This is a genomic window from Acidovorax sp. 69 (assembly GCF_002797445.1).
Taxonomy (GTDB): domain Bacteria; phylum Pseudomonadota; class Gammaproteobacteria; order Burkholderiales; family Burkholderiaceae_C; genus Acidovorax.
The window spans coordinates 551,954-572,973 of sequence record NZ_PGEP01000001.1; the positions used below are offsets into that span (position 1 = coordinate 551,954).

The window sequence follows — 21,020 nt, forward strand, 5'->3', positions numbered from 1 at the left end:
TGTTTCACTATTCAATTGATAGCTGCTAGCGCATATCCCATAAGCGCTGGTGGCTATTTTGGTGCCTAACGGGTCTCGCGCACGGTCAGCCAGGCGCTGGCCGCGCCGCTGAGCACGATGGCCGCGATGCCCGCCATCGACCACGCATCGGGCACATGGCGGTACACCAGCCAGCCCGCCAGCATGGCAAACCCGATCTGAGAATACAGAAACGGCGCAATCGTCACCGGCGTGGTGCGCGCATAGGCGTTGAGCAGCAGCATGTGGCCCACCGCGCTCGACAGGCCCATGGTGAACATGCCCGCCCACAGCCACGGGTCATTCACGGTCTGCCAGACGAATGGCACGCCCAGAGACACCAGCGCGGTGGCGATCCAGCTGGTGTAGAGCTGGGTGGTGGCGGGGCTCTCGTGCCCGGCCATCTTGCTGCTGATGACCTGGTAACCCGTGCCCGAGGCCAGCAGGCACAGCGGCCACAGCAGGGCCCAGGTGAAGGCGTCGCTGCCCGGGCGGATGATGGCCAGCGTGCCCGTGAGACCAATGGCTACCAGCCACCAGCGCCAGGCGCTCACGCGCTGGTGCAGCCACAGCGCGGCCACCACCGTCACGCACAGCGGCGTGGTCGCCACCACCGCCGTGAACTCGGGCAGCGGCATGTGCATGATGCTGATGAAGCCAAACAGGCTGGTGGCCGTGAACAGCGCCCCGCGCAGCGCCTGAAAACGCGGCTGTGTGGTGCGCAGCGCGGCCAGCCCCTCGCGGTGCAGAACAAAGGCCGTGGTCAGCAGCGACTGGAACAGGTAGCGCATCCACAGCGCCATCAGCAGCGGCACGCCCACGCTCACCAGCTTGGTGGCGGTGTCCAGCAGCGCAAAACACGCGCAGGCCACCACCGTCAGCACAATGCCCACCAGGGCTGATCGCAGCCGGGTGCGGCGTGCGTGCAGCCCGTCGGTGGCGGGGGGCGTGGGGCTCACGGCGTGCTGCGCGCACGCTCCAGCAGCATGGCGTCGCCATAGCTGAAGAAGCGGTACTGCTGCGCCATCGCGTGCCGGTACAGGCCCATGATGTGGGCGTAGCCCGCAAACGCGCTCACCAGCATCATCAGCGTGCTCTTGGGCAGGTGAAAGTTGGTGATCAGCACATCCACCACCTGGAATGCAAAGCCCGGTGTGATGAAGATATTGGTGTCGCCAGAGGCCTGGCCCGTCTTCGCCCAGGATTCGAGTGTGCGCACGGTGGTGGTGCCCACGGCCACCACGCGGCCGCCGCGCTGGCGGCAGCGCTCCAGCGCTGCCAGCGTGGCCAGCGGAATCTCGTACCACTCGCTGTGCATCTGGTGCTCGGCCAGGTTCTCGGTCTTGCAGGGCTGGAAGGTGCCTGCGCCCACGTGCAACGTGACGCTGGCGCGCTCGATGCCGCGTGCGGCCAGGTCGGCCAGCACGCCTTCGTCAAAGTGCAGCGCGGCCGTGGGGGCTGCCACGGCGCCGGGGTTGCGGGCAAAAACGGTCTGGTAGCGCTGGCTGTCCTCGGCCTCGTCGGGGTCGTGGTCGGTGTTTTGCTGGCGCTCGATGTAGGGCGGCAGCGGCAGGTGGCCGTGGCGGTCCATCAGCTCCCAGGGCGACTCGCCTGCGGGGCCGTGCAGCGCAAAGCGGAACAGCGGGCCGTCCTCGGTGGGCCAGCGGCCCAGCAGCTGCGCGTCAAAGCCGCCCGCCTTGCGGCCACCGGCCATGTGCACCACGCTGCCAGGCAGGGGCTTCTTGCTGACCTTCATGTGGGCCACGACTTCGTTACCCGGGTTGCCAGCCTCAGCAGGCAGCACGCGTTCGATCAGCAGCTCCAGCTTGCCGCCGCTGGCCTTCTCGCCAAAGATGCGCGCCTTGACCACGCGCGTGTCGTTGAACACCAGCAGGTCGCCTTCGCGCAGCAGTCCGGGCAGCTCGCGGAAGATGCGGTCCACGGGCTGCATGGCGCGGCCATCGAGCAGGCGCGAGGCGCTGCGCTCGGGGGCGGGGTGCTGGGCAATGAGTTCGGGGGGCAGCGAGAAGTCGAAGTCGCTGAGGGTGAAAACGCGCGGCGTGGAAGGGCCGCCGGAGGCGAGGGGCGCACTGGTTGCGCCGCTGGAGAGATCAGTCATCGTGCTTGAGGGCCGAACGGGCCCGTGCCAAGGTAAAAATTGCGGAAGGGGCGATTGTCCCATGGGGCTGCAGGCCCTGTAGGCCCTGCAGGTGCGGTGCTAGGGCGAGGTGGTGAATGCCACCGGTGCCGGTACGCTGTGCACCAGCCGTTGCACGTCATCGGCCTGGGCCAGGGTGGTGCCCGGATGCAGCAAGGCGGCAGCGCCTGCTGCCACGCCCCAGCGCAGCGCCTCGGCAGGCGCATCGCCCCGGTCCAGCGCCCAGACCAGCGCCGCCAAAAAGCAGTCCCCCGCGCCCGTGGTGCCGGTCGTAGCGGGCATGTTCGGCGCTGGCGCCTGCCACATGCCCTCGCGCGTGGCCAGCACCGCGCCCTGTTCGCCCACCGACAGGGCCACGATCTCGGCCGCGCCGCTCGTAACCAGGGATCGGGCGGCGACACACCAGTCGGCCGCGTGTTCCAGTGGCTGCTGCACCACGTCGCGCAGCTCGCGCAGGCTGGGCTTGACCAGCGCCACGCCGGCCTGCAATGCGGCGGCCAGCGGTGGGCCCGATGTGTCGATCACCACACGCACTCCCCGGGCCGATAGGGCCCGTGCCAGTTGCGCATAGAAGTCATCGGGCGTGCCGGGCGGCAGGCTGCCGCTGGCAATGAACCAGCGGGGCGACGGGGTGTGGGCCGTCAGCGCATCCAGGCAGGCCTGCCATTCGGTGGCTTGCAGCGTGGGGCCGGGCAGTACAAACCGAAATTCCTGGCCCGTACTGGTCTCGACCACCGAGAAGTTCTCGCGCGTGTCGCCCGCAATCGGCTGCAGTGTTGTGGGCACGCCTTCATCGGCCAGCAATTGCTGCACCTGTGCGCCCGCCGCGCCACCCGCCAGCGCCCAGGCCAACACATCAGCGCCCAAGCGGTGCAGCACCCGTGCCACATTGATGCCGCCGCCGCCCGCAAAGCGCTGCACGGGGCCGCAACGCAGCTTGTGGGTGGGGGCCACGTGGTCTGTCGTGGTGGCCAGGTCCAGCGCCGGGTTCAGGGTGAGGGTGATCAGTGCGGGCACGGGGCCACCATGCAGGGCGAAGCGAAAGGCATGCGTGAGCTACCAGGCATTTTCCGCAAAGCCCGACCACAGCTCGTCCAGGTCCGGGAAACGCCATTTTTCAGGGTCTTCGCGCGCCACGATCTTTTCGGTGCAGCCAGGGGCCGCCAGGTCCACCCGCTCCGGGGGGATGCGCAGGTCGGACTTGGTCGAAAAAAACACGTTGACGATGGGGGTGGTGAGGGCCGTCGGGGCCTGTTCCGTGACGACGCCAATGCGTCCCGAGGTCAGTCGCACCAGCGAGCCCACGGGATAGATGCCAATGCTCTTGACGAAGGCCTGGAACAGGCGTGGGTCGAAGTGGTCGGTGGTCCATTCGGCCATGCGCCGCAGCGATTCGGAAGGGTCCCAACCGCTTTTGTAGGGGCGGTCAGAGGTGATGGCGTCGTACACATCGCAGATGGCGGTCATGCGGGCGATCACGCTGATGCCGTCGCCCTGCAGCTTGTCGGGGTAGCCTGAGCCGTCGATTTTTTCGTGGTGGTGCAGGCAGGCATCGAGTACGGCGTCGGGCACGTTGCCGCCCTCTTTGAGCATGTGAAAGCCCTCCATCGGGTGGCTGCGCACCACGGTGAATTCTTTGTCGGTGAGTTTGCCGGGCTTGTTGAGCACCGCCAGCGGAATGGCCGCCTTGCCCAGGTCGTGCAGCAGACCCGCCATGCCGGCGAGCCGCGCCTGTTCGTCATTGAGCCTGAGCTGGCGGGCCAGTGCCACCATCAGGGCACAGACCGCGACCGAGTGCATGTAGGTGTAGTCGTCAGCCGTTTTCAGGCGGGCCAGGCTGATCAGTGCGCCGGGGTTGCGGGTGACGGAGTCTGAAATTTCCTCGACCAGGCTTTGCGCCGCCGCCGAATCCACCGCGCGGCCCATGCGGGCCTCGTTGAACATCGACACCACCGCCTGTTTTGATTTCACGCAGATGGCTGCGGCCATCGTGAGTTCGCTGCGCATGTCGGTGGGCGTGCGGCTGCGCACCGGCGGGGGGGGCGGCACGGGCAAACTCACCTTGATGGGGGGCAGGTCCTCCAGGCGACTGAAGTCGGTTTCTATCTGGGCGTCCACCTCTTCGCGCGACACCGATGCCGTGCCGCTGGCCACATCCAGGCCCTTGGAGGTGTCAATCCAGCATTCGTGAATGGCGGTGGACTGGATGCGGGCCAGGTCCTTGGGGTCTTTGAGCAGGAACTTGGCCCGCCAGAACGGGTGCTCCATCCACGAGCCGCAGAACTCGTGCAGATACATGCCCAGGGTGAGGTGTTGGATTTGAATGCGCTTGAGCATGACGGAAGCCCTGGACTCGAAAACACGCCGTTTGCAGACGTTAGCAATGGTAACCATGGTAGCCTTTTTGGGTTGCGATGACCGATCGTTTTCCCTAGCAAATTGCTCCCAATGCCTGCCTCTGCCAAAGCCCGCCCCACAACCCCTGCCCCGGCCGCCGCCAAGGGCGGGGCGTCGGTGGCGCAGAAAGCGCTGCAGAAGCTGGGCTTGCGCCGCGACATCGACCTGGCCTTGCATCTGCCACTGCGCTACGAGGATGAAACCCGCATCACCCCGCTGGCCAATGCGCGCGACGGGCAGATGGTGCAGATCGAGGCCACGGTGTTGGCGAGTGAGGTGCAATTGCGTCCGCGCCGCCAACTCGTGGTGCAGGTGGAAGACGCCACGGGGTCGTGCGAGCTGCGCTTCTTCAGCTTCTATCCGTCGCACCAGAAAACACTGTCTGTGGGCGCTCACCTGCGCATCCGGGGGAAGTCAAGGGTGGCTTCTGGGGGCGCCAGATGCTGCACCCGGCGTTCAGGCTGGCCGGCGGCGAACTGCCCGCGGCACTGACGCCCGTCTATCCCACCACGGCGGGTTTGCCACAGCCCTACCTGCGCCGCGCAGTGGTTGGCGCTCTGACGCGGGTGGACCTGTCAAACACGCTGCCCCCAGGCATCGAACCCCCGAGTGCGCGTTATTTGCATCAAAGCGGCTTGCAGCGCCTGTTCAGCTTGCGCGAGGCGCTCACTTTTTTGCATCACCCTGCGCCCGATGTAGCGCTGTCCACGCTGGAAGACCACAGCCACCCTGCCTGGCAGCGCCTGAAGGCGGAAGAACTGCTGGCCCAGCAGTTGTCGCAGCAGCAGTCGCGCCGCGAACGGGAGATGCTGCGCGCGCCCGTGTTGCTGGCACAGAGGTCTTTTGCGGGCGGGTTGCCCCTGCATGAGCAACTCATGGCCGTGCTGCCGTTTGACCTGACCGCTGCCCAGCGCCGCGTGGGTGAAGAAATCGCCGTGGACCTGGCCCGCCAAGTGCCCATGCACCGCTTGCTGCAAGGCGATGTGGGGTCCGGAAAAACCATCGTGTCCGCCCTGGCCGCCTGCCTGGCCATGGACGCAGGCTGGCAATGTGCGCTGATGGCACCCACCGAAATCCTGGCCGAGCAGCACTTTGCCAAGATGATTGGCTGGCTCGAACCCCTGCTGGCCGCGCGCGGCCGCAAGGTGGCCTGGCTGGTGGGCGGGCAGAAAAAGAAGGACCGCACCGCCGTGCTGGCGCTGGTGGCCAGCGGCGAGGCTGCGCTGGTGGTGGGCACGCACGCCGTGATCCAGGAGCAGGTGCAGTTCAAAAATTTGGCGCTGGCCATCATTGACGAGCAGCACCGCTTTGGCGTGGCGCAGCGGCTGGCCCTGCGGCAAAAGCTGGCGGCGCACGGCATGGAGCCGCACATGCTGATGATGAGCGCCACGCCCATCCCGCGCACGCTGGCCATGAGCTACTACGCCGACCTCGATGTATCGGTCATCGACGAGCTGCCACCGGGCCGCACCCCCATCGTCACCAAACTCATCGCAGACAGCCGCAAGGACGAGGTGATTGAGCGCATCGGCGCTCAGGTGGACGCCGGGCGACAGGTGTACTGGGTGTGCCCGCTGATCGAAGAGAGCGAAGCGCTGGATCTCTCCAACGCCACCGCCACCCACGCGGACCTGAGCGAGGCCTTGCCGGGCTGCATGGTGGGCCTGTTGCACTCGCGCATGCCCACGGCCGAGAAGAAGGCCGTGATGGCGCTGTTCACCAGCGGCCAGATGGGCGTGCTGGTGAGCACCACCGTGATCGAGGTCGGCGTGGACGTGCCCAACGCCTCGCTCATGGTCATCGAACATGCCGAGCGTTTTGGCCTCTCCCAGCTGCACCAGCTGCGCGGCCGGGTGGGGCGGGGCGCGGCGGCGTCGGCCTGCGTGCTGCTGTACGCCACCAACGACAGCGGCCGGGTGGGCGAAACTGCCAAGGAGCGCCTGCGCGCCATGGCCGAGACCAACGACGGCTTCGAGATCGCCCGGCGCGACCTGGAGATCCGCGGCCCCGGCGAGTTTTTGGGCGCGCGCCAGTCGGGCGATGCACTGCTGCGGTTTGCCGACCTGGCCACCGACACCCACCTGCTCGAATGGGCGCGCGAACTGGCACCGCAGATGCTCGACCGTTACCCCGAATTGGCCGCCAAACACGTGGCGCGCTGGTTGGGTGGAAAATCGGACTATCTCAAGGCATGACACCATGACCCTCACCGAACTCAAGTACATCGTTGCCGTGGCCCGCGAAAAACACTTTGGTCATGCGGCCGATGCCTGTTATGTGTCGCAGCCCACGCTCTCGGTGGCCATCAAGAAGCTGGAAGAAGAGCTGGATGTGAAGCTCTTTGAGCGCAGCGCGGGCGAGGTGACGGTGACGCCGCTGGGCGAAGACATCGTGCGCCAGGCGCAGAGCGTTCTGGAGCAGGCGGCGGCCATCAAGGAAATCGCCAAGCGCGGCAAGGACCCGCTGGCTGGGCCGCTCACACTGGGCGTCATCTACACCATCGGGCCCTACCTGCTGCCCGAGCTGGTGCGCCAGTCCATCACACGCACGCCGCAGATGCCGCTGATGCTGCAGGAGAACTTCACCGTCAAGCTGCTGGAGATGCTGCGCACCGGAGAGATCGACTGCGCCATCCTGGCTGAACCTTTTCCCGACACCGGCCTGGCCATGGCGCCGCTGTATGACGAGCCCTTCATGGCTGCAGTGCCCAGCACCCATGCGCTGGCGGGTCAAAAATCTGTCACGGCGGCCGAACTCAAGAGCGAAACCATGCTGCTTTTGGGTGCGGGCCACTGTTTTCGCGACCATGTGCTGGAGGTCTGCCCCGAGTTTGCGCGTTTTGCGAGCAATGCCGAGGGCATTCGCAAATCGTTCGAGGGCTCGTCGCTGGAGACCATCAAACACATGGTGGCCGCTGGCATGGGTGTGACACTGGTGCCGCGCCTGTCGGTGCCGCGTGATGCGCTGCTGACGGTATCCCGCCGCCGCAAGAGTGACGAGACCTACATCCGCTACCTGCCCATCCGCGAGGAAGATGGCGGCCCGCCGCCCACGCGCCGGGTGGTGCTGGCCTGGCGCCGCAGCTTCACGCGCTACGAGGCCATTGCGGCCCTGCGCAATGCCATCTATGCGTGCGAGTTGCCGGGTGTGACGCGCCTGTCCTGAGCGGGCCTGGTGGCACCGGTTTGCCACAGAAAATCGGCGCTACACTCGCGCCGCCCCTGCGCTGGCCGACCTGGCCCCACGCAGGTTTGGCATGCATGTTTCGCAGTGTCCGCTGACGATCGTCCGGCTGCGTTCCGCTCTCTCTACAAGACAAGAGGTTCCCATGAAGAAGCTTTGGCTGACCGCTACATTGGCCGCCGCCCTGACGGCCTGTTCGACCATCTCCCCCACCACTGCGCCTGCAGCCTCCACGCTCAAAAAGCCTGCGCTCGATCGCATCTCAGCAGCGCCTGAAGCGGCGGCCACCGGCGATTTTCGCCAGTTCCTGGCGCTGGCGGCGCAGATGCAGCCTGACCTGCAACCGGCCGTGGCCGCTTACCTGGCGAAGAAACCCCTGGCTGGCGATGACCTGGTCAACATCAGCCGTTTGCTGGGCTTGCACAACCGCCTGCGCAACCAGGCGGCGGTGATCGACGCCACCGCGAAGATGGTGGCCATCCCCACGGTGCGCGCCGACAAGCTGCCGCCGCACGAAGACAAGCACATCATTGCCTTTGGGGCTTTGGTGGAAAGCATGGCCAAAGACTTTGGCCTGCAGTACCGCAACGTGGACAACCGCATCTTTGAAGTGAAGCTGCCCGGTAGCGGCCCTGAAGAGTTCGGCATCCTGACCCACGCCGACGTGGTGCCTGTGGTGGCCGATGAGTGGGTGCTGGACGACGGCACCAAGCTCGACCCCTTCAAGCTCACCCGCGTGGGCGGCAACCTGTATGGCCGGGGCTCCATTGACGACAAGGGCTCCATCGCCACCGTGCTGTACGCCATGAAGGCCGTGAAGGACAGCGGCCTGCCGCTGGCCCGCACCATCCGCCTCATGATCGAAACCACCGAAGAAACCGGTGGCGACGCGATGAAGTACTACCGCGCCAAGACCGCGCTGCCCGAGTACAACATCGTGCTCGACAGCAAGTACCCCGCCGTGGTAGCCGAAAAGGGCTCGGGCGCGCTGCGCACCACCTTTGCGTTGGGCGCCGCCGCAGGCAACCAGCCCACCATCGTGTCCATGGCCGGTGCTGCATCGGCCAACGCCGTACCCCAGTCCGCCACGGCGCGCCTGCGCGGCGGCAATGCCGACGCCACGGCCCGCCAGTTGAGCGCAGCCAAGGACGCGTTTGTCGGCAAGTACACCGGGCAGGGCGGCAAGTTTGGCATCGATGTCTCGCGCGATGGCGCAGACGTGCTGGTCAAGGTCACGGGCGTCTCAGCCCACGGCTCGCGCCCTGAAGAAGGCGTGAACCCGCTGCCGCGTCTCGCGCTGTTCCTCAAGGAGGCGGGCGTTGCGCTGGCTCCCAATGGCTATGCCCAGGCCGTGAAATACATCGCTGACCTGTATGGCATGGATTACCTGGGCCGCCCCCTGGGCCTGGCCTACAGCGACGACTTCATGGGCCCGCTGACGATGTCGCCCAACCTGATCCGTGAGAAAGACGGCAGGGTCGATGTGCTGGTGAACGTGCGCATGCCGCGTGGCAACACGCCCGAGGCGCTGGCCAAGGCCACCACCGAACGCATCAAGGCCTGGGGCGCCCAGGCCGGTGTGGCGGTGGAGGTCGATCACAGCCAAGGCAACTGGATGGCCCGCGACCCCCAGGGCGCCTGGCTGGCCACCTTGCTCAATACCTTTGGCGACACCACCGGCCTTGAAGCCAGGCCCGTGCCCACCGCCGGCAGCACCACGGCCAAGCTCATGCCCAACGCCATCAACTTCGGCCCCGCCATGCCGGGCAAGAAGTACACGGCCCACAACGCGAAGGAATTCAAGGAAGTGGCCGACCTGGATGCCGACATGCAGATGTTCACCGAAATGCTGGTACGCATCGGAAACTTGAGCCAGATGCAGTGAAGGATTTGGGGCTTGCGCTAAAGTGAATACGAGCCGCCGCGCTGGGGCCACGGAACCCCACCGGGACATCACGGCGCGGCATGTCCATCGATTGCATTTGAACGAAGGAGCCTCTATGGCCAAAGCTGCCAAGACCACCACCGCCCCCAGCATCAACATCGGCATCAGCGACAAAGACCGCGCTGCCATCGCCCAGGGCCTGTCGCGCCTGCTGGCCGACACCTACACGCTGTACCTCACCACCCACAACTTCCACTGGAACGTGACGGGCCCCATGTTCAATACGCTGCACACCATGTTCATGGCGCAGTACACCGAACTGTGGAACGCCGTGGACCCGATCGCCGAACGCATCCGCTCTCTGGGCCATGTGGCGCCGGGCTCCTATGCCGAATTCGGCAAGCTGGCCACGGTGCCCGATGCACCCGCCAAGCCCCCCAAGGCATTGGACATGGTGCGCGTGCTGGTTGAAGGCCACGAGGCCGTGGCCCGCACCGCGCGCAGCCTGTTCCCCTTGGCCGACAAAGCCAGCGACGAGCCCACGGCCGACCTGTTGACCCAGCGCCTCACGGTGCATGAGCAGACCGCCTGGATGCTGCGTTCGCTGCTGGAGGAGTAAGCCGCAGCGGCGTTGCGTGGCAGTTGCCCACGCCTGCACCCTACGCCCGGAGCCCGCAAGGTCTGCGGGCGTTTTTGTTGGAGGCTTGGAGGCGCGCAGGCATCTGTGAAAATCCGGCCCCATGACTTCCGCACCCCGCAGCCGTTTCTCCCTCTACCTTGACCTGATCCGCTGGGATCGTCCCGCCGGTTGGCTGGTGTGCCTGTGGCCCACGCTCAGCGCGCTGTGGATTGCCGCCGACGGGTTTCCGGGCTGGCACCTGCTGGGGGTGTTTGTCCTTGGCACGTTTCTGATGCGCAGCGCGGGCTGCTGCGTGAACGATGTGGCTGACCGCGACTTTGACAAACACGTCAAACGCACCGCGCAGCGCCCGGTGACCACCGGTGCTGTGAGCGTGAAAGAGGCGCTGGGCCTGGGGGCGGTGCTCGCACTGGTGTCCTTCGGTCTGGTTCTCACCACCAACACGGCCGCCATCCTCTGGTCGGTGCCCGCCTTGCTGGTGGCCATTGCCTACCCGTTCACCAAACGCATCATTTCCATGCCGCAGGCGGTGCTGGGCATTGCGTTCAACTTCGGCATCGTCATCGCGTTTGCCGCCGTGCAGGGCAGTGTGCCTGCCGTGGCGTGGTGGATGTGGCTGGGCAATATGTTCTGGGTGCTGGCCTATGACACCGAATACGCCATGGTGGACCGTGACGACGATCTGAAGATCGGCATCAAGACCTCGGCCATCACCCTGGGGCGGCTGGATGTGGCCGCCATCGCGGCTTTTTACCTGCTTTTTCTGGGTATCTGGGTGGTAGCGCTACAGCCCTATGCCTTGGGTGCTATTTTTTATGTAGCGCTTGCTGTGGCGTTGGCGCAGGCCGTGTGGCACTTCACGCTCATCCGCACCCGCACCCGCGAGGGTTGCTTCAAGGCGTTCCGCATCAATCACTGGCTGGGCGCCACGGTGTTTGCGGGCATCGCGGTCAGCTACCTGGTGCGGGCGATGCTCTCAAATTAATAGCTTCTGGCGCTTGATGGGTAAGCGCTAGAGGCCAAAAACACTTAAAAATTCAGGCTCACGCGCCAAATTCATTGCCCAGCTCGTGGGCGCGGTGCTCGGCGGCGCGCATGGCCGCCTCAAAGCTGGCCGCCATGCCTGCGGCCTCCATCGACTGCAGCGCCGCATACGTGGTGCCGCCTTTGGAGGTGACACGCTGGCGCAGCACGGCGGGTGTTTCGTCCGAGCGGCGGGCCAGTTCGGACGCGCCCACAAACGTGCCCACGGCCAACTGGTGCGCCTGCTGCTCGCTCAGGCCCATGCCCACGCCGGCACGGGTCATGGCTTCGAGGAAATAGAAGACGTAGGCCGGACCAGAGCCCGAGAGTGCGGTCACGGCGTCCAGTTGTTTCTCGCTCTCCACCCACAGGAACTCACCGGTGGACGCCATGATGGCTTCCACGCTCTGGCGCTCGCTGCGGGTCACCGTGGGGCGTGCGTAGATCGCGCTCATGCCCTTGCCCACCAGTGCGGGCGTGTTGGGCATGGTGCGCACGATGCGCTCGGTGCCCAGCCATTGGGCGATGCTGTCCGAGCGGATGCCCGCGGCCACGCTCAGGTGCAGGGCCTCTGTGGTGTGGGCCTTGGCCTGTGCGGCGGCGTCCTTGAAGGTCTGGGGCTTGACGGCCCAGACCACGATGCGGGCGCGCTGCAGGGCAGGGCCCGCCTCGGCCTGGGCTTCGATGCCGTAGTTCTTGCGCAGTGCTTCGCGCGCATCGGCCCAGGGCTCGACCACCTCGATCTGGCTGGCGGGGTGACCTTGGTGGATCAGCCCGCCAATGATGGCGCTGGCCATGTTGCCGCCGCCGATGAAGGCGATGATGGGAAGGGAGGGGGATGCGGCGGTTTGGCTCATGGGAGGTGCAAGGTGGCAACAACAGGGGCCACGATGGTAGCGCCGCCGCGCTGCCATCCGGCGCGCGGCGGCATCAATCAGCCGTTGTTTGCCGCACGGCATGTTCCCAGTTCGCCATCAGCTCCTGCGCGCGCGCGCTACTGAGCGTGGGCACAAAACGCCGATCAGCGCGCCACAGCTTCGAGAGTTCATCCGTGCTGCCGTACACACCGCTCGACAGCCCTGCCAGATAGGCAGCGCCCAGTGCGGTGGTCTCGATGACGGCTGGGCGCACCACCGGAATGCCCAGCAGGTCGGCCTGAAACTGCATCAGCAAATCGTTGATGCAGGCACCGCCGTCTACGCGCAGCTCGCTCACGGGCGCGCCGCCAGCGGCCACGGCATCACGGCTCATGGCCAGCAGCAGGGCGGCACTTTGGTAGGCAATGCTTTCCAGCGCCGCACGGGCGATGTGGCCCAGCGTGGTGCCGCGGGTGAGGCCCGTGATGGTGCCGCGCGCGTCGGGCTTCCAGTACGGCGCGCCCAGGCCCGTGAAGGCGGGCACCATCATCACGCCGCCCGAGTCGGGCACGCTTTGCGCCAGCGACTCGACCTCGCCGCTGGTGGAGATGGCACGCAGGCCGTCGCGCAGCCACTGCACCACGGCGCCACCCACGAAAACCGAGCCTTCCATGGCGAACTCGGGCTGGGCCGTGGCTTGCGCTGCACTGGTGGTGAGCAGGCCGTTCTGCGACGTCTGGAACGTGCCGCCCGTGTGCATGAGCATGAAGCAGCCTGTGCCATAGGTGTTCTTGGCCATGCCGGCGGTGAAGCAGGCCTGGCCGAACAGCGCACTTTGCTGGTCGCCCGCCACGCCGCCGATGCGGATTGCGTGGCCCAGCAGGTCGGGGGCGATGTCGCCAAAGTGGGCGCTGGACGGCAGCACCTCGGGCAGCAACGCCTTGGGAATGCGCAACAGCGCCAGCAGGTCGTCGTCCCACTGGTTGGTGTGCACATTGAACAGCATGGTGCGCGAGGCGTTGCTCACGTCGGTCACATGTACCTGGCCGTGCGTGAGCTTCCACATCAGCCAGCTGTCCACCGTGCCAAAGGCCAGCTCGCCGCGCTCGGCCGCTTCGCGTGCGCCGGGCACGTGGTCCAGCATCCACTGCAGCTTGGTGCCTGAGAAGTAGGCGTCCACCAGCAGGCCCGTCTTGGCCTGGATGGTGGCGGCATGGCCTTGTTCGCGCAGCTGGGCGCAGGCGGGTTCTGCGCGGCGGTCTTGCCACACGATGGCGTGGTGCACGGGCTGGCCGGTTTGGCGGTTCCACAGCACGGTGGTCTCGCGCTGATTGGTGATGCCCACGGCACGTATCGCCCTGGCATCAATACCTGCCTTGGCGAGGGCATCGCGTGCCGTGGCCAGCTGGGTGCGCCAGATCTCCAGCGGGTCGTGCTCTACCCACCCCGGCTGTGGGTAGATCTGCGGCAGCTCCAGCTGGGCCTGCGCCACGATGTGGCCGCCCTCGTCAAAAACGATGCTGCGGGAGCTGGAGGTGCCTTGGTCGAGTGCGAGCAGGTAGGTCATAGAAGAACAGGTTTTTCAAGCATGTAGTTCAGCCCAAATTTGGAGAGCTGGCCAATGAAAGCGTGCAGCCAATGCCGGCGACCGCCGCGCAAGGGCCGCCCCGCCGCGCTGGCGGTGTCCCCCTTGCCGAATTGCAACGCAATTCGAGAGAAGGGGGAAGGCGCGACGCGCCTCAGGGGGTTGCACTCTGCCTTTCATGCGGCCACGGTGCAGATGACTTCCGCGTCCTGGAGCAATGCAGGAAAAGGTTCAGGCGGCGGCGCATCGGTGAACAGCCGGTCGATTTGCGCCAGCGTGGCCAACTGCACCATGGCCGGGCGGTTGAACTTGCTGTGGTCGGCGGCCAGCCAGACCTCGCGCGCGTGCTCGATGATGGTTTGCGCCACCTTCACCTCGCGGTAGTCGAAGTCGCGCAGTGAACCATCGGTCTCAATGCCCGAGATGCCGATGAGCGCAATGTCCACCTTGAACTGGCGGATGAAGTCCACGGCGGCTTCGCCCACGATGCCCCGGTCGCGGGCGCGCACCACGCCGCCGGCCACGATCACCTCGCACTCGGGGTTGCCGCTCAGGATGGCGGCCACGTTCAGGTTGTTGGTGATCACACGCAGGCCCCGGTGGTGCAGCAGCGCCTTGGCAATGGCTTCGGTGGTCGTGCCGATGTTCAGGATCAGCGAGCAGTCGTTGGGCACCTGTTCGGCCACCGCGCGTGCAATGCGCGCCTTGCCTTCGGCGTGCAGCGTCTCGCGCTGGGTGTGGGCCAGGTTCTCTACCGTGGAGCTGGGCACGCGCACGCCGCCGTGAAAGCGCGTGAGCAGGCCCGATTCGGCCAGGCGCTGCACATCGCGCCGCACCGTCTGCAGGGTCACGCCCAGGGTGTCGGCCAATTGTTCGACCGTGGCGGACTTGCGCGCACGGACTTCTTCCAGAAGCAGCAGTTGTCGGGGGTTCGTATTCACGCGAATCAATCGGCTAAGGGGTAGAGATACTTTAAATCGAACAAAAAGGAACCTGTTAAGGGTAAACCTTGATTCGATACGATCAGAAAAGAACAAAAATGAACGCAATCGAAAACGAGAGGGCCTGCTGCGTCCGGAGTGTCGGCAGCGGCGATTTCACCAAGCCCTCGGGCTACAAAGAAAGGTTGCGTGATGCAGCTGGCATTGGACAGCATCAGCAAGAAGGTGGGGGCACAGACCTGGCTGTATGACATGAGCCTGGCGCTCCAGAGCGGTGCCGTCACGGTGCTGCTGGGTGCCACACAGGCGGGCAAGACCAGTCTGATGCGCATCATGGCTGGGCTGGATACGCCGACTTCGGGCACGGTCAAAGTGGATGGCGTGGATGTGACCGGCATGCCCGTGCGCGACCGCAACGTGGCCATGGTGTACCAGCAGTTCATCAACTACCCCTCCATGAAGGTGGCGGCCAACATTGCGTCGCCCCTGAAGCTGCGCGGCGAAAAAAACATCGACGCCCGGGTGCGCGAGATTGCCAGCCGCCTGCACATCGACATGTTCCTGGATCGCTATCCGGCCGAGTTGTCGGGTGGCCAGCAGCAGCGGGTGGCGCTGGCGCGCGCTCTGGCAAAGGGAGCGCCCCTGATGCTGCTGGATGAGCCTTTGGTGAACCTGGACTACAAGCTGCGCGAGGAGTTGCGTGAGGAGTTGACGCAGTTGTTCGCGGCGGGGCAATCCACCGTGGTGTATGCCACCACCGAGCCGGGTGAGGCCCTGCTGTTGGGTGGCTACACGGCGGTGCTCGACGAGGGCCAGTTGCTGCAGTACGGCCCTACCGCCGAGGTGTTCCACGCGCCTAATTCGTTGCGTGTGGCGCGTGCTTTCAGCGACCCGCCAATGAACCTGATGGCGGCGTCTGCCACGGCGCAGGGTGTGCGTTTGCAAGGGGGGGCAGAGCTGACACTGCCCCTGCCACAGGGGGTGGCCACTGCGGCTGGGCTGACAGTAGGCCTGCGGGCCAGTGCGCTGCGTGTGGTGGCCCGCCCTGGCGATGTGAGCGTGGCCGGGGTGGTAGAGCTGGCTGAGATATCGGGCTCCGACACCTTCGTGCATGCCTCCACGCCCTGGGGGGATTTGGTCGCACAGCTCACCGGTGTGCATTATTTTGAACTTGGGACGGCCATCACGCTGCATCTGGACCCGGGACAGGCCTACGTGTTTGGCGCCGATGGCCGGCTGGCTTGGGCGCCCGTGCGACACCTCGCCATACAAGGAGGGCGCTGAGATGGCCCGTATCAGTCTGGATTTGGCGCATTCATACAAGCCGAACCCGCAGCAAGACAGTGACTATGCGCTGCTGCCTTTGAAGATGGAGTTTGAGGACGGCGGGGCCTATGCGCTGCTCGGCCCCTCGGGATGTGGCAAGACCACCATGCTCAACATCATGTCGGGCCTGCTCGTGCCCTCACACGGCAAGGTGCTGTTTGACGGCCGCGACGTGACGCGTGCCAGCCCGCAAGAGCGCAACATTGCCCAGGTGTTCCAGTTCCCCGTGATCTACGACACCATGACGGTGGCCGAGAACCTGGCGTTCCCGCTGCGCAACCGCAAGGTGCCCGAGGATCAGATCAAGCAGCGCGTCGGTGTGATCGCCGAAATGCTGGAGATGAGCGGGCAGCTCAATCAGCGTGCTGCGGGCCTGGCGGCGGACGCCAAACAAAAGATATCGCTGGGCCGGGGGCTGGTGCGTGCCGATGTGGCGGCCGTGCTTTTCGATGAGCCGCTCACGGTGATCGACCCGCACCTCAAGTGGCAGCTGCGTCGCAAGCTCAAGCAGATCCACCATGAGCTCAAGCTCACGCTGATTTACGTGACGCACGACCAGGTGGAGGCACTGACCTTTGCGGACCAGGTGGTGGTGATGACGCGAGGCCGTGCCGTGCAGGTGGGCTCGGCCGATGCGCTGTTCGAGCGGCCTCAGCATGTGTTTGTGGGCCACTTCATCGGCTCGCCAGGCATGAACTTTTTACCAGCGCAGGTGGATGGCGGTCAGCTCAGCATCGCCGGCCACCGCCTGCTGGCCCCTGCGGGGCGTGCCTTGCCGGCGGGGCCGTTGCAGGTGGGTGTGCGGCCTGAGTATTTGGCGCTGGCATCCGCAGGTCAACCCGGCGCCATCGGCTGCACGGTGGCGCAGGTGCAAGACATCGGCACGTATCTGATGCTGACCGCCAAGGTGGGTGAGTACACGCTCAAGGCCCGCTTCAGCCCGGAGACACGGTTGCCTTCGGCGGGTGACACGGTGTGGCTGCAGGTGCTGGGTGAGCACACCTGCTACTACCAAAACGAGGAGCTGCTGGCATGAGCACCACGACCAAACCCGTGAACCAGAAGGCCTGGTTCCTGATCCTGCCGGTCATCATCTGCGTGGCTTTCTCGGCCATCTTGCCGTTGATGACGGTGGTGAATTATTCGGTGCAAGACATCATCAGCCCCGAGCGCCGCGTGTTCGTGGGCACCGAGTGGTTTGCCGCTGTGATGCGCGACGAGGAGCTGCATGCGGCCCTGTGGCGGCAGATCACGTTCTCGCTGGCCGTGTTGGCGGTGGAGATTCCGCTGGGCATTTTGCTGGCGCTGTCCATGCCTGCCCAGGGCTGGAAGTCGTCTGCCGTGCTGGTGGTGGTGGCCCTGTCGCTGCTGATCCCCTGGAACGTGGTGGGCACCATCTGGCAGATCTATGGCCGCGCCGACATTGGCCTGATGGGCCGCATGCTGCAGGAGATGGGCATTGAATACAGCTACACCGGCAACGCCACGCAGGCGTGGTTGACGGTGCTGCTGATGGACGTGTGGCACTGGACGCCGCTGGTGGCGCTGCTGGCCTTTGCCGGGCTACGGTCCATCCCTGATGCGTACTACCAGGCGGCCCGCATCGACGGCGCGAGCAAGTTTGCGGTGTTCCGCTACATCCAGCTGCCCAAGATGCGCGGTGTGCTGATGATTGCGGTGCTGCTGCGCTTCATGGACAGCTTCATGATCTACACCGAGCCCTTTGTGCTCACAGGCGGCGGGCCAGGCAATGCGACCACGTTCCTCTCGCAGTACCTCACGACCAAGGCCGTGGGCCAGTTCGACCTGGGCCCCGCCGCAGCGTTCTCGCTGATCTATTTCTTCATCATCCTGCTGCTGTGCTTCATCCTCTACAACTGGATGCAGCGCGTGGGCACCGTCAGCGACGAAGGGGCTGGCCATGAATGAAAAACGCTTCCAAAAACGCACGCTGTTCCTGATCGCGTACCTGCTGTTTGCCCTGTTGCCCATCTACTGGATGATCAACATGAGCTTCAAGACCAACGCGGAGATCTTGTCAACGTTCTCGTTCTTCCCGCAGCATTTCACCTGGGACAACTACAAGACGATCTTCACCGACGCATCGTGGTACTCGGGCTACATCAACAGCCTGATCTATGTGGCCATCAACACGGTGATCTCGCTCACCGTGGCGTTGCCAGCGGCCTATGCGTTCTCGCGTTACCAGTTCATGGGTGACAAGCATGTGTTCTTCTGGTTGCTGACCAACCGCATGACGCCACCCGCGGTGTTTTTGCTGCCGTTCTTTCAGCTTTACACCACCGTGGGGCTCATGGACACGCACATCGCCGTGGCGCTGGCGCACCTGCTGTTCAACGTGCCGCTGGCGGTGTGGATTTTGGAGGGCTTCATGAGCGGTATCCCGCGCGAGATTGACGAGACGGCCTACATTGACGGCTACAGCTTTCCAAAGTTTTTCATCAAGATCTTTCTGCCCCTCATCAAGGCGGGTGTGGGCGTGGCCGCGTTCTTCTGCTTCATGTTCAGCTGGGTCGAACTGCTGCTGGCACGCACGCTGACGAGCGTGAACGCCAAGCCCATCGTCGCGACGATGACGCGCACCGTGAGCGCATCCGGCATGGACTGGGCGACCCTGGCCGCGGCCGGTGTGCTGACTATCGTGCCGGGCGCCATCGTGATCTGGTTTGTTCGCCACTACATCGCAAAAGGCTTTGCGATGGGTCGGGTTTGAGGAGGCTGCGAAATGTTTGACTGGATGGCCTGGACGCTGCCCGTGGCAGTCTTTTTTATCTGCATCGTGCTGATGCTGATTGGCATGGCGGTGTGGGAGATCAAGTCGCCCACCGTGATGCGCAAAGGTTTTCTGCCGCTGGAGACCACGCGCGGCGACCGTCTGTTTATCGGGTTGCTGTCGGCGGCCTATGTGAACCTGATTTTCGTGGGCATCAGCGGCAAGCTTGCCCAGTGGTTCAGCCTGGAGGGCGACCCGACGATCTGGATCAGTTTTGTGTTGTCGATGGCGCTGCTGGCGCTGATCCTGCGCAAAGGTTGAAGCGCTTTGCAGTATCAAAAAGATAGCTGCTGACGCCTGATAAATAACGGATTCAATGTGAAATCTATCTAAAACAAAGCAATGAAAAGCGCTAGCAGCTATTGTTTTTGATGATGACAAGCGCCGGCCCGATTTCCCCCCGGGCCGGTGTTCATCCACCACGGGGGTTCCATCTGAGGAGACAACAATGAAGATGCAGTTCACGGCGATCGCTTTCGCCGCCGCCACCCTGGCATTGGGGCAGGCCGCTTGGGCGGGCGAGGCCGAAGCCAAGAAGTGGATCGACAGTGAGTTTCAGCCATCCACGCTGAGCAAAGACCAGCAGATGGCCGAGATGAAGTGGTTCATCGACGCTGCCAAGAAGCTCCAGGCCAAGGGCATCAAGGAAATTTCGGTGGTTTCTGAAACCATCACCACCCATGAATACGAGTCAAAGACCCTGGCCAAGGCCTTTGAGGAAATCACGGGCATCAAAGTGAAGCACGACCTGATCCAGGAAGGCGACGTGGTCGAGAAGCTGCAGACCTCCATGCAGTCGGGCAAGTCGATCTATGACGGCTGGATTTCCGACTCGGACCTGATCGGTACGCACTACCGCTACGGAAAGATCATGAGTCTGACGGACTATATGGGCGGCGCGGGCAAGGAGTGGACCAACCCCGGCATCGACCTGAAGGACTACATCGGCACCAAGTTCACCACGGGACCCGACGGCAAGCTGTATCAGTTGCCTGACCAGCAGTTCGCCAACCTGTATTGGTTCCGCGCCGACCTGTTCGACCGCAAGGACATCAAGGACAAGTTCAAGGCCAAGTACGGCTATGACCTGGGCGTGCCACTCAACTGGAGTGCGTACGAGGACATCGCTGAGTTCTTCACCAATGACATCAAGCAGATCGACGGCAAGGCCATTTACGGGCACATGGATTACGGCAAGAAGGACCCGTCGCTGGGCTGGCGCTTCACCGATGCCTGGCTGTCGATGGCCGGCTCGGCGGATATCGGTGCGCCCAATGGCCTGCCGATCGACGAGTGGGGCATCCGTGTGGCCGATGACAAGTGCACACCCGTGGGCGCCTCGGTGGCCCGCGGCGGTGCGACCAATTCGCCTGCTGCCGTCTATGCGCTGACCAAGTACGTGGACTGGATGAAGAAGTACGCGCCCAAGGAAGCCACGGGCATGACCTTCGGCGAAGCCGGCCCCGTGCCTGCCCAGGGCCAGATCGCGCAACAGATCTTCTGGTACACCGCCTTCACGGCCGACATGACCAAGCCCGGTCTGCCTGTGGTGAATGCCGATGGCACACCCAAGTGGCGCATGGCTCCCGGCCCCAACGGCCCGTACTGGAAGCAGGGCATGCAGAACGGCTATCAGGACGTGGGTAGCTGGACCTTCTTCAAGGATCATGACGCCAGCAAGACGGCCGCTGCCTGGCTCTATGCCCAGTTTGTGACCGCCAAGACCACCTCGCTCAAGAAGACCCTGGTGGGCTTGACCCCGATCCGCGAGAGCGACATCCAGTCCAAGGCCATGACCGATGCAGCGCCCAAGCTGGGTGGCTTGGTCGAGTTCTACCGCAGCCCCGCCCGCGTGGCCTGGTCGCCCACAGGTACCAACGTGCCCGACTACCCCAAGCTGGCCCAGCTGTGGTGGAAGAACGTAGCCCAGGCCGTGACGGGTGAAAAGACCCCGCAAGGCGCCATGGACACGCTGGCCGACGAGATGGACCAGGTGATGGCACGCCTGGAGCGCGCCGGCATGGCCCACTGCGCGCCCAAGCTCAACAAAAAGGAAGACCCCAACAAGTGGCTGAGTGACAAGCAGGCCCCTTGGAAGAAGTTGGCCAACGAGAAGCCAAAGGGCGAAACCATTGCCTACGACAAGCTGCTGCAGGCTTGGAAGGATGGCAAAACGCGTTGAGTCGGTGACGACCGTGTTTTGACAACCTGCT

At 64.7% G+C, this 21,020-nt stretch carries 17 protein-coding genes and 1 pseudogene; 11 read left to right on the forward strand and 7 right to left on the reverse strand.

The window, feature by feature from the left end; translation table 11 throughout:
* Positions 1–65: 65 nt before the first annotated feature.
* From CLU85_RS02545 to CLU85_RS02560, 4 genes are all read right to left on the reverse strand, one after another.
* Positions 66–977 carry a DMT family transporter gene (locus CLU85_RS02545; protein WP_232727704.1) on the reverse strand — a complete coding sequence of 304 codons (912 nt, stop codon included), beginning with the start codon at positions 975–977 and terminating at the stop codon, positions 66–68.
* Entirely contained in the window at positions 974–2,137 is a 1,164-nt protein-coding gene (gene queA, locus CLU85_RS02550) for a tRNA preQ1(34) S-adenosylmethionine ribosyltransferase-isomerase QueA (protein WP_100408913.1), read from the reverse strand. The genes CLU85_RS02545 and queA overlap by 4 nt, the downstream gene beginning before the upstream one ends.
* Positions 2,138–2,236: 99 nt before the next feature.
* Complete coding sequence (locus tag CLU85_RS02555; protein ID WP_100408914.1) at positions 2,237–3,193, reverse strand: 1-phosphofructokinase family hexose kinase; 957 nt, start codon at positions 3,191–3,193, stop codon at positions 2,237–2,239.
* A gap of 39 nt (positions 3,194–3,232) precedes the next feature.
* Entirely contained in the window at positions 3,233–4,513 is a 1,281-nt protein-coding gene (locus CLU85_RS02560) for an HD-GYP domain-containing protein (protein ID WP_100408915.1), read from the reverse strand.
* Positions 4,514–4,624: 111 nt separating this feature from the next.
* Here CLU85_RS02560 and recG point away from each other — a divergent pair.
* The 5 genes and pseudogenes from recG (at position 4,625) to ubiA (ending at position 11,266) form a co-directional block, all read left to right on the forward strand.
* Positions 4,625–6,768, forward strand: a pseudogene (gene recG, locus CLU85_RS02565) (ATP-dependent DNA helicase RecG).
* A gap of 4 nt (positions 6,769–6,772) precedes the next feature.
* Entirely contained in the window at positions 6,773–7,738 is a 966-nt protein-coding gene (locus tag CLU85_RS02570) for a LysR substrate-binding domain-containing protein (RefSeq protein ID WP_100408916.1), read from the forward strand.
* 163 nt (positions 7,739–7,901) lie between these two features.
* Positions 7,902–9,641 carry a dipeptidase gene (locus tag CLU85_RS02575; RefSeq protein ID WP_100408917.1) on the forward strand — a complete coding sequence of 580 codons (1,740 nt, stop codon included), beginning with the start codon at positions 7,902–7,904 and terminating at the stop codon, positions 9,639–9,641.
* A 115-nt stretch (positions 9,642–9,756) separates the two neighbouring features.
* Positions 9,757–10,260 (forward strand): Dps family protein, encoded by a 504-nt coding sequence (locus tag CLU85_RS02580; protein ID WP_100408918.1) that lies wholly within the window; start codon positions 9,757–9,759, stop codon positions 10,258–10,260.
* A gap of 121 nt (positions 10,261–10,381) precedes the next feature.
* Positions 10,382–11,266, forward strand: coding sequence for a 4-hydroxybenzoate octaprenyltransferase (gene ubiA / locus CLU85_RS02585; RefSeq protein WP_100408919.1), 885 nt, complete (start codon positions 10,382–10,384; stop codon positions 11,264–11,266).
* Between the two features lie 58 nt (positions 11,267–11,324).
* Here the strand turns inward: ubiA and proC are convergent, their stop codons facing one another.
* The 3 genes from proC to CLU85_RS02605 form a co-directional block, all read right to left on the reverse strand.
* Positions 11,325–12,161 carry a pyrroline-5-carboxylate reductase gene (proC, locus tag CLU85_RS02590; protein WP_100408920.1) on the reverse strand — a complete coding sequence of 279 codons (837 nt, stop codon included), beginning with the start codon at positions 12,159–12,161 and terminating at the stop codon, positions 11,325–11,327.
* A 73-nt stretch (positions 12,162–12,234) separates the two neighbouring features.
* Positions 12,235–13,728, reverse strand: a complete 1,494-nt coding sequence (gene glpK, locus CLU85_RS02595) for a glycerol kinase GlpK (RefSeq protein WP_100408921.1) — start codon at positions 13,726–13,728, stop codon at positions 12,235–12,237.
* Between the two features lie 194 nt (positions 13,729–13,922).
* Positions 13,923–14,687, reverse strand: a complete 765-nt coding sequence (locus tag CLU85_RS02605; protein ID WP_100408923.1) for a DeoR/GlpR family DNA-binding transcription regulator — start codon at positions 14,685–14,687, stop codon at positions 13,923–13,925.
* A 192-nt stretch (positions 14,688–14,879) separates the two neighbouring features.
* On the opposite strand from CLU85_RS02605, the gene CLU85_RS02610 reads away from it, so the two are divergent.
* The 6 genes from CLU85_RS02610 (at position 14,880) to CLU85_RS02635 (ending at position 20,989) form a co-directional block, all read left to right on the forward strand.
* Positions 14,880–15,971, forward strand: a complete 1,092-nt coding sequence (locus CLU85_RS02610) for an ABC transporter ATP-binding protein (RefSeq protein WP_100408924.1) — start codon at positions 14,880–14,882, stop codon at positions 15,969–15,971.
* 1 nt (position 15,972) lies between these two features.
* Complete coding sequence (locus tag CLU85_RS02615) at positions 15,973–17,049, forward strand: ABC transporter ATP-binding protein (protein WP_100408925.1); 1,077 nt, start codon at positions 15,973–15,975, stop codon at positions 17,047–17,049.
* Complete coding sequence (locus CLU85_RS02620) at positions 17,046–17,942, forward strand: carbohydrate ABC transporter permease (protein ID WP_100408926.1); 897 nt, start codon at positions 17,046–17,048, stop codon at positions 17,940–17,942. The genes CLU85_RS02615 and CLU85_RS02620 overlap by 4 nt, the downstream gene beginning before the upstream one ends.
* Complete coding sequence (locus CLU85_RS02625; RefSeq protein WP_100408927.1) at positions 17,935–18,747, forward strand: carbohydrate ABC transporter permease; 813 nt, start codon at positions 17,935–17,937, stop codon at positions 18,745–18,747. The genes CLU85_RS02620 and CLU85_RS02625 overlap by 8 nt, the downstream gene beginning before the upstream one ends.
* 12 nt (positions 18,748–18,759) lie before the next feature.
* Entirely contained in the window at positions 18,760–19,068 is a 309-nt protein-coding gene (locus CLU85_RS02630; protein WP_100408928.1) for a DUF2160 domain-containing protein, read from the forward strand.
* A 187-nt stretch (positions 19,069–19,255) separates the two neighbouring features.
* Positions 19,256–20,989 carry an ABC transporter substrate-binding protein gene (locus tag CLU85_RS02635; protein WP_100408929.1) on the forward strand — a complete coding sequence of 578 codons (1,734 nt, stop codon included), beginning with the start codon at positions 19,256–19,258 and terminating at the stop codon, positions 20,987–20,989.
* Positions 20,990–21,020: the final 31 nt, after the last annotated feature.

Bases quoted from the DNA above. Each gene is read 5' to 3' on its own strand.
- CLU85_RS02610 (WP_100408924.1), top strand. From the start codon at position 14,880: ATGCAGCTGGCATTGGACAGCATCAGCAAGAAGGTGGGGGCACAGACC.
- CLU85_RS02620 (WP_100408926.1), top strand. From the start codon at position 17,046: ATGAGCACCACGACCAAACCCGTGAACCAGAAGGCCTGGTTCCTGATC.
- CLU85_RS02625 (WP_100408927.1), top strand. From the start codon at position 17,935: ATGAATGAAAAACGCTTCCAAAAACGCACGCTGTTCCTGATCGCGTAC.
- ubiA (WP_100408919.1), top strand. From the start codon at position 10,382: ATGACTTCCGCACCCCGCAGCCGTTTCTCCCTCTACCTTGACCTGATC.
- CLU85_RS02580 (WP_100408918.1), top strand. From the start codon at position 9,757: ATGGCCAAAGCTGCCAAGACCACCACCGCCCCCAGCATCAACATCGGC.
- CLU85_RS02560 (WP_100408915.1), bottom strand. From the start codon at position 4,513: ATGCTCAAGCGCATTCAAATCCAACACCTCACCCTGGGCATGTATCTG.
- glpK (WP_100408921.1), bottom strand. From the start codon at position 13,728: ATGACCTACCTGCTCGCACTCGACCAAGGCACCTCCAGCTCCCGCAGC.
- queA (WP_100408913.1), bottom strand. From the start codon at position 2,137: ATGACTGATCTCTCCAGCGGCGCAACCAGTGCGCCCCTCGCCTCCGGC.
- CLU85_RS02570 (WP_100408916.1), top strand. From the start codon at position 6,773: ATGACCCTCACCGAACTCAAGTACATCGTTGCCGTGGCCCGCGAAAAA.
- proC (WP_100408920.1), bottom strand. From the start codon at position 12,161: ATGAGCCAAACCGCCGCATCCCCCTCCCTTCCCATCATCGCCTTCATC.
- CLU85_RS02630 (WP_100408928.1), top strand. From the start codon at position 18,760: ATGTTTGACTGGATGGCCTGGACGCTGCCCGTGGCAGTCTTTTTTATC.
- CLU85_RS02635 (WP_100408929.1), top strand. From the start codon at position 19,256: ATGAAGATGCAGTTCACGGCGATCGCTTTCGCCGCCGCCACCCTGGCA.
- CLU85_RS02615 (WP_100408925.1), top strand. From the start codon at position 15,973: ATGGCCCGTATCAGTCTGGATTTGGCGCATTCATACAAGCCGAACCCG.
- CLU85_RS02575 (WP_100408917.1), top strand. From the start codon at position 7,902: ATGAAGAAGCTTTGGCTGACCGCTACATTGGCCGCCGCCCTGACGGCC.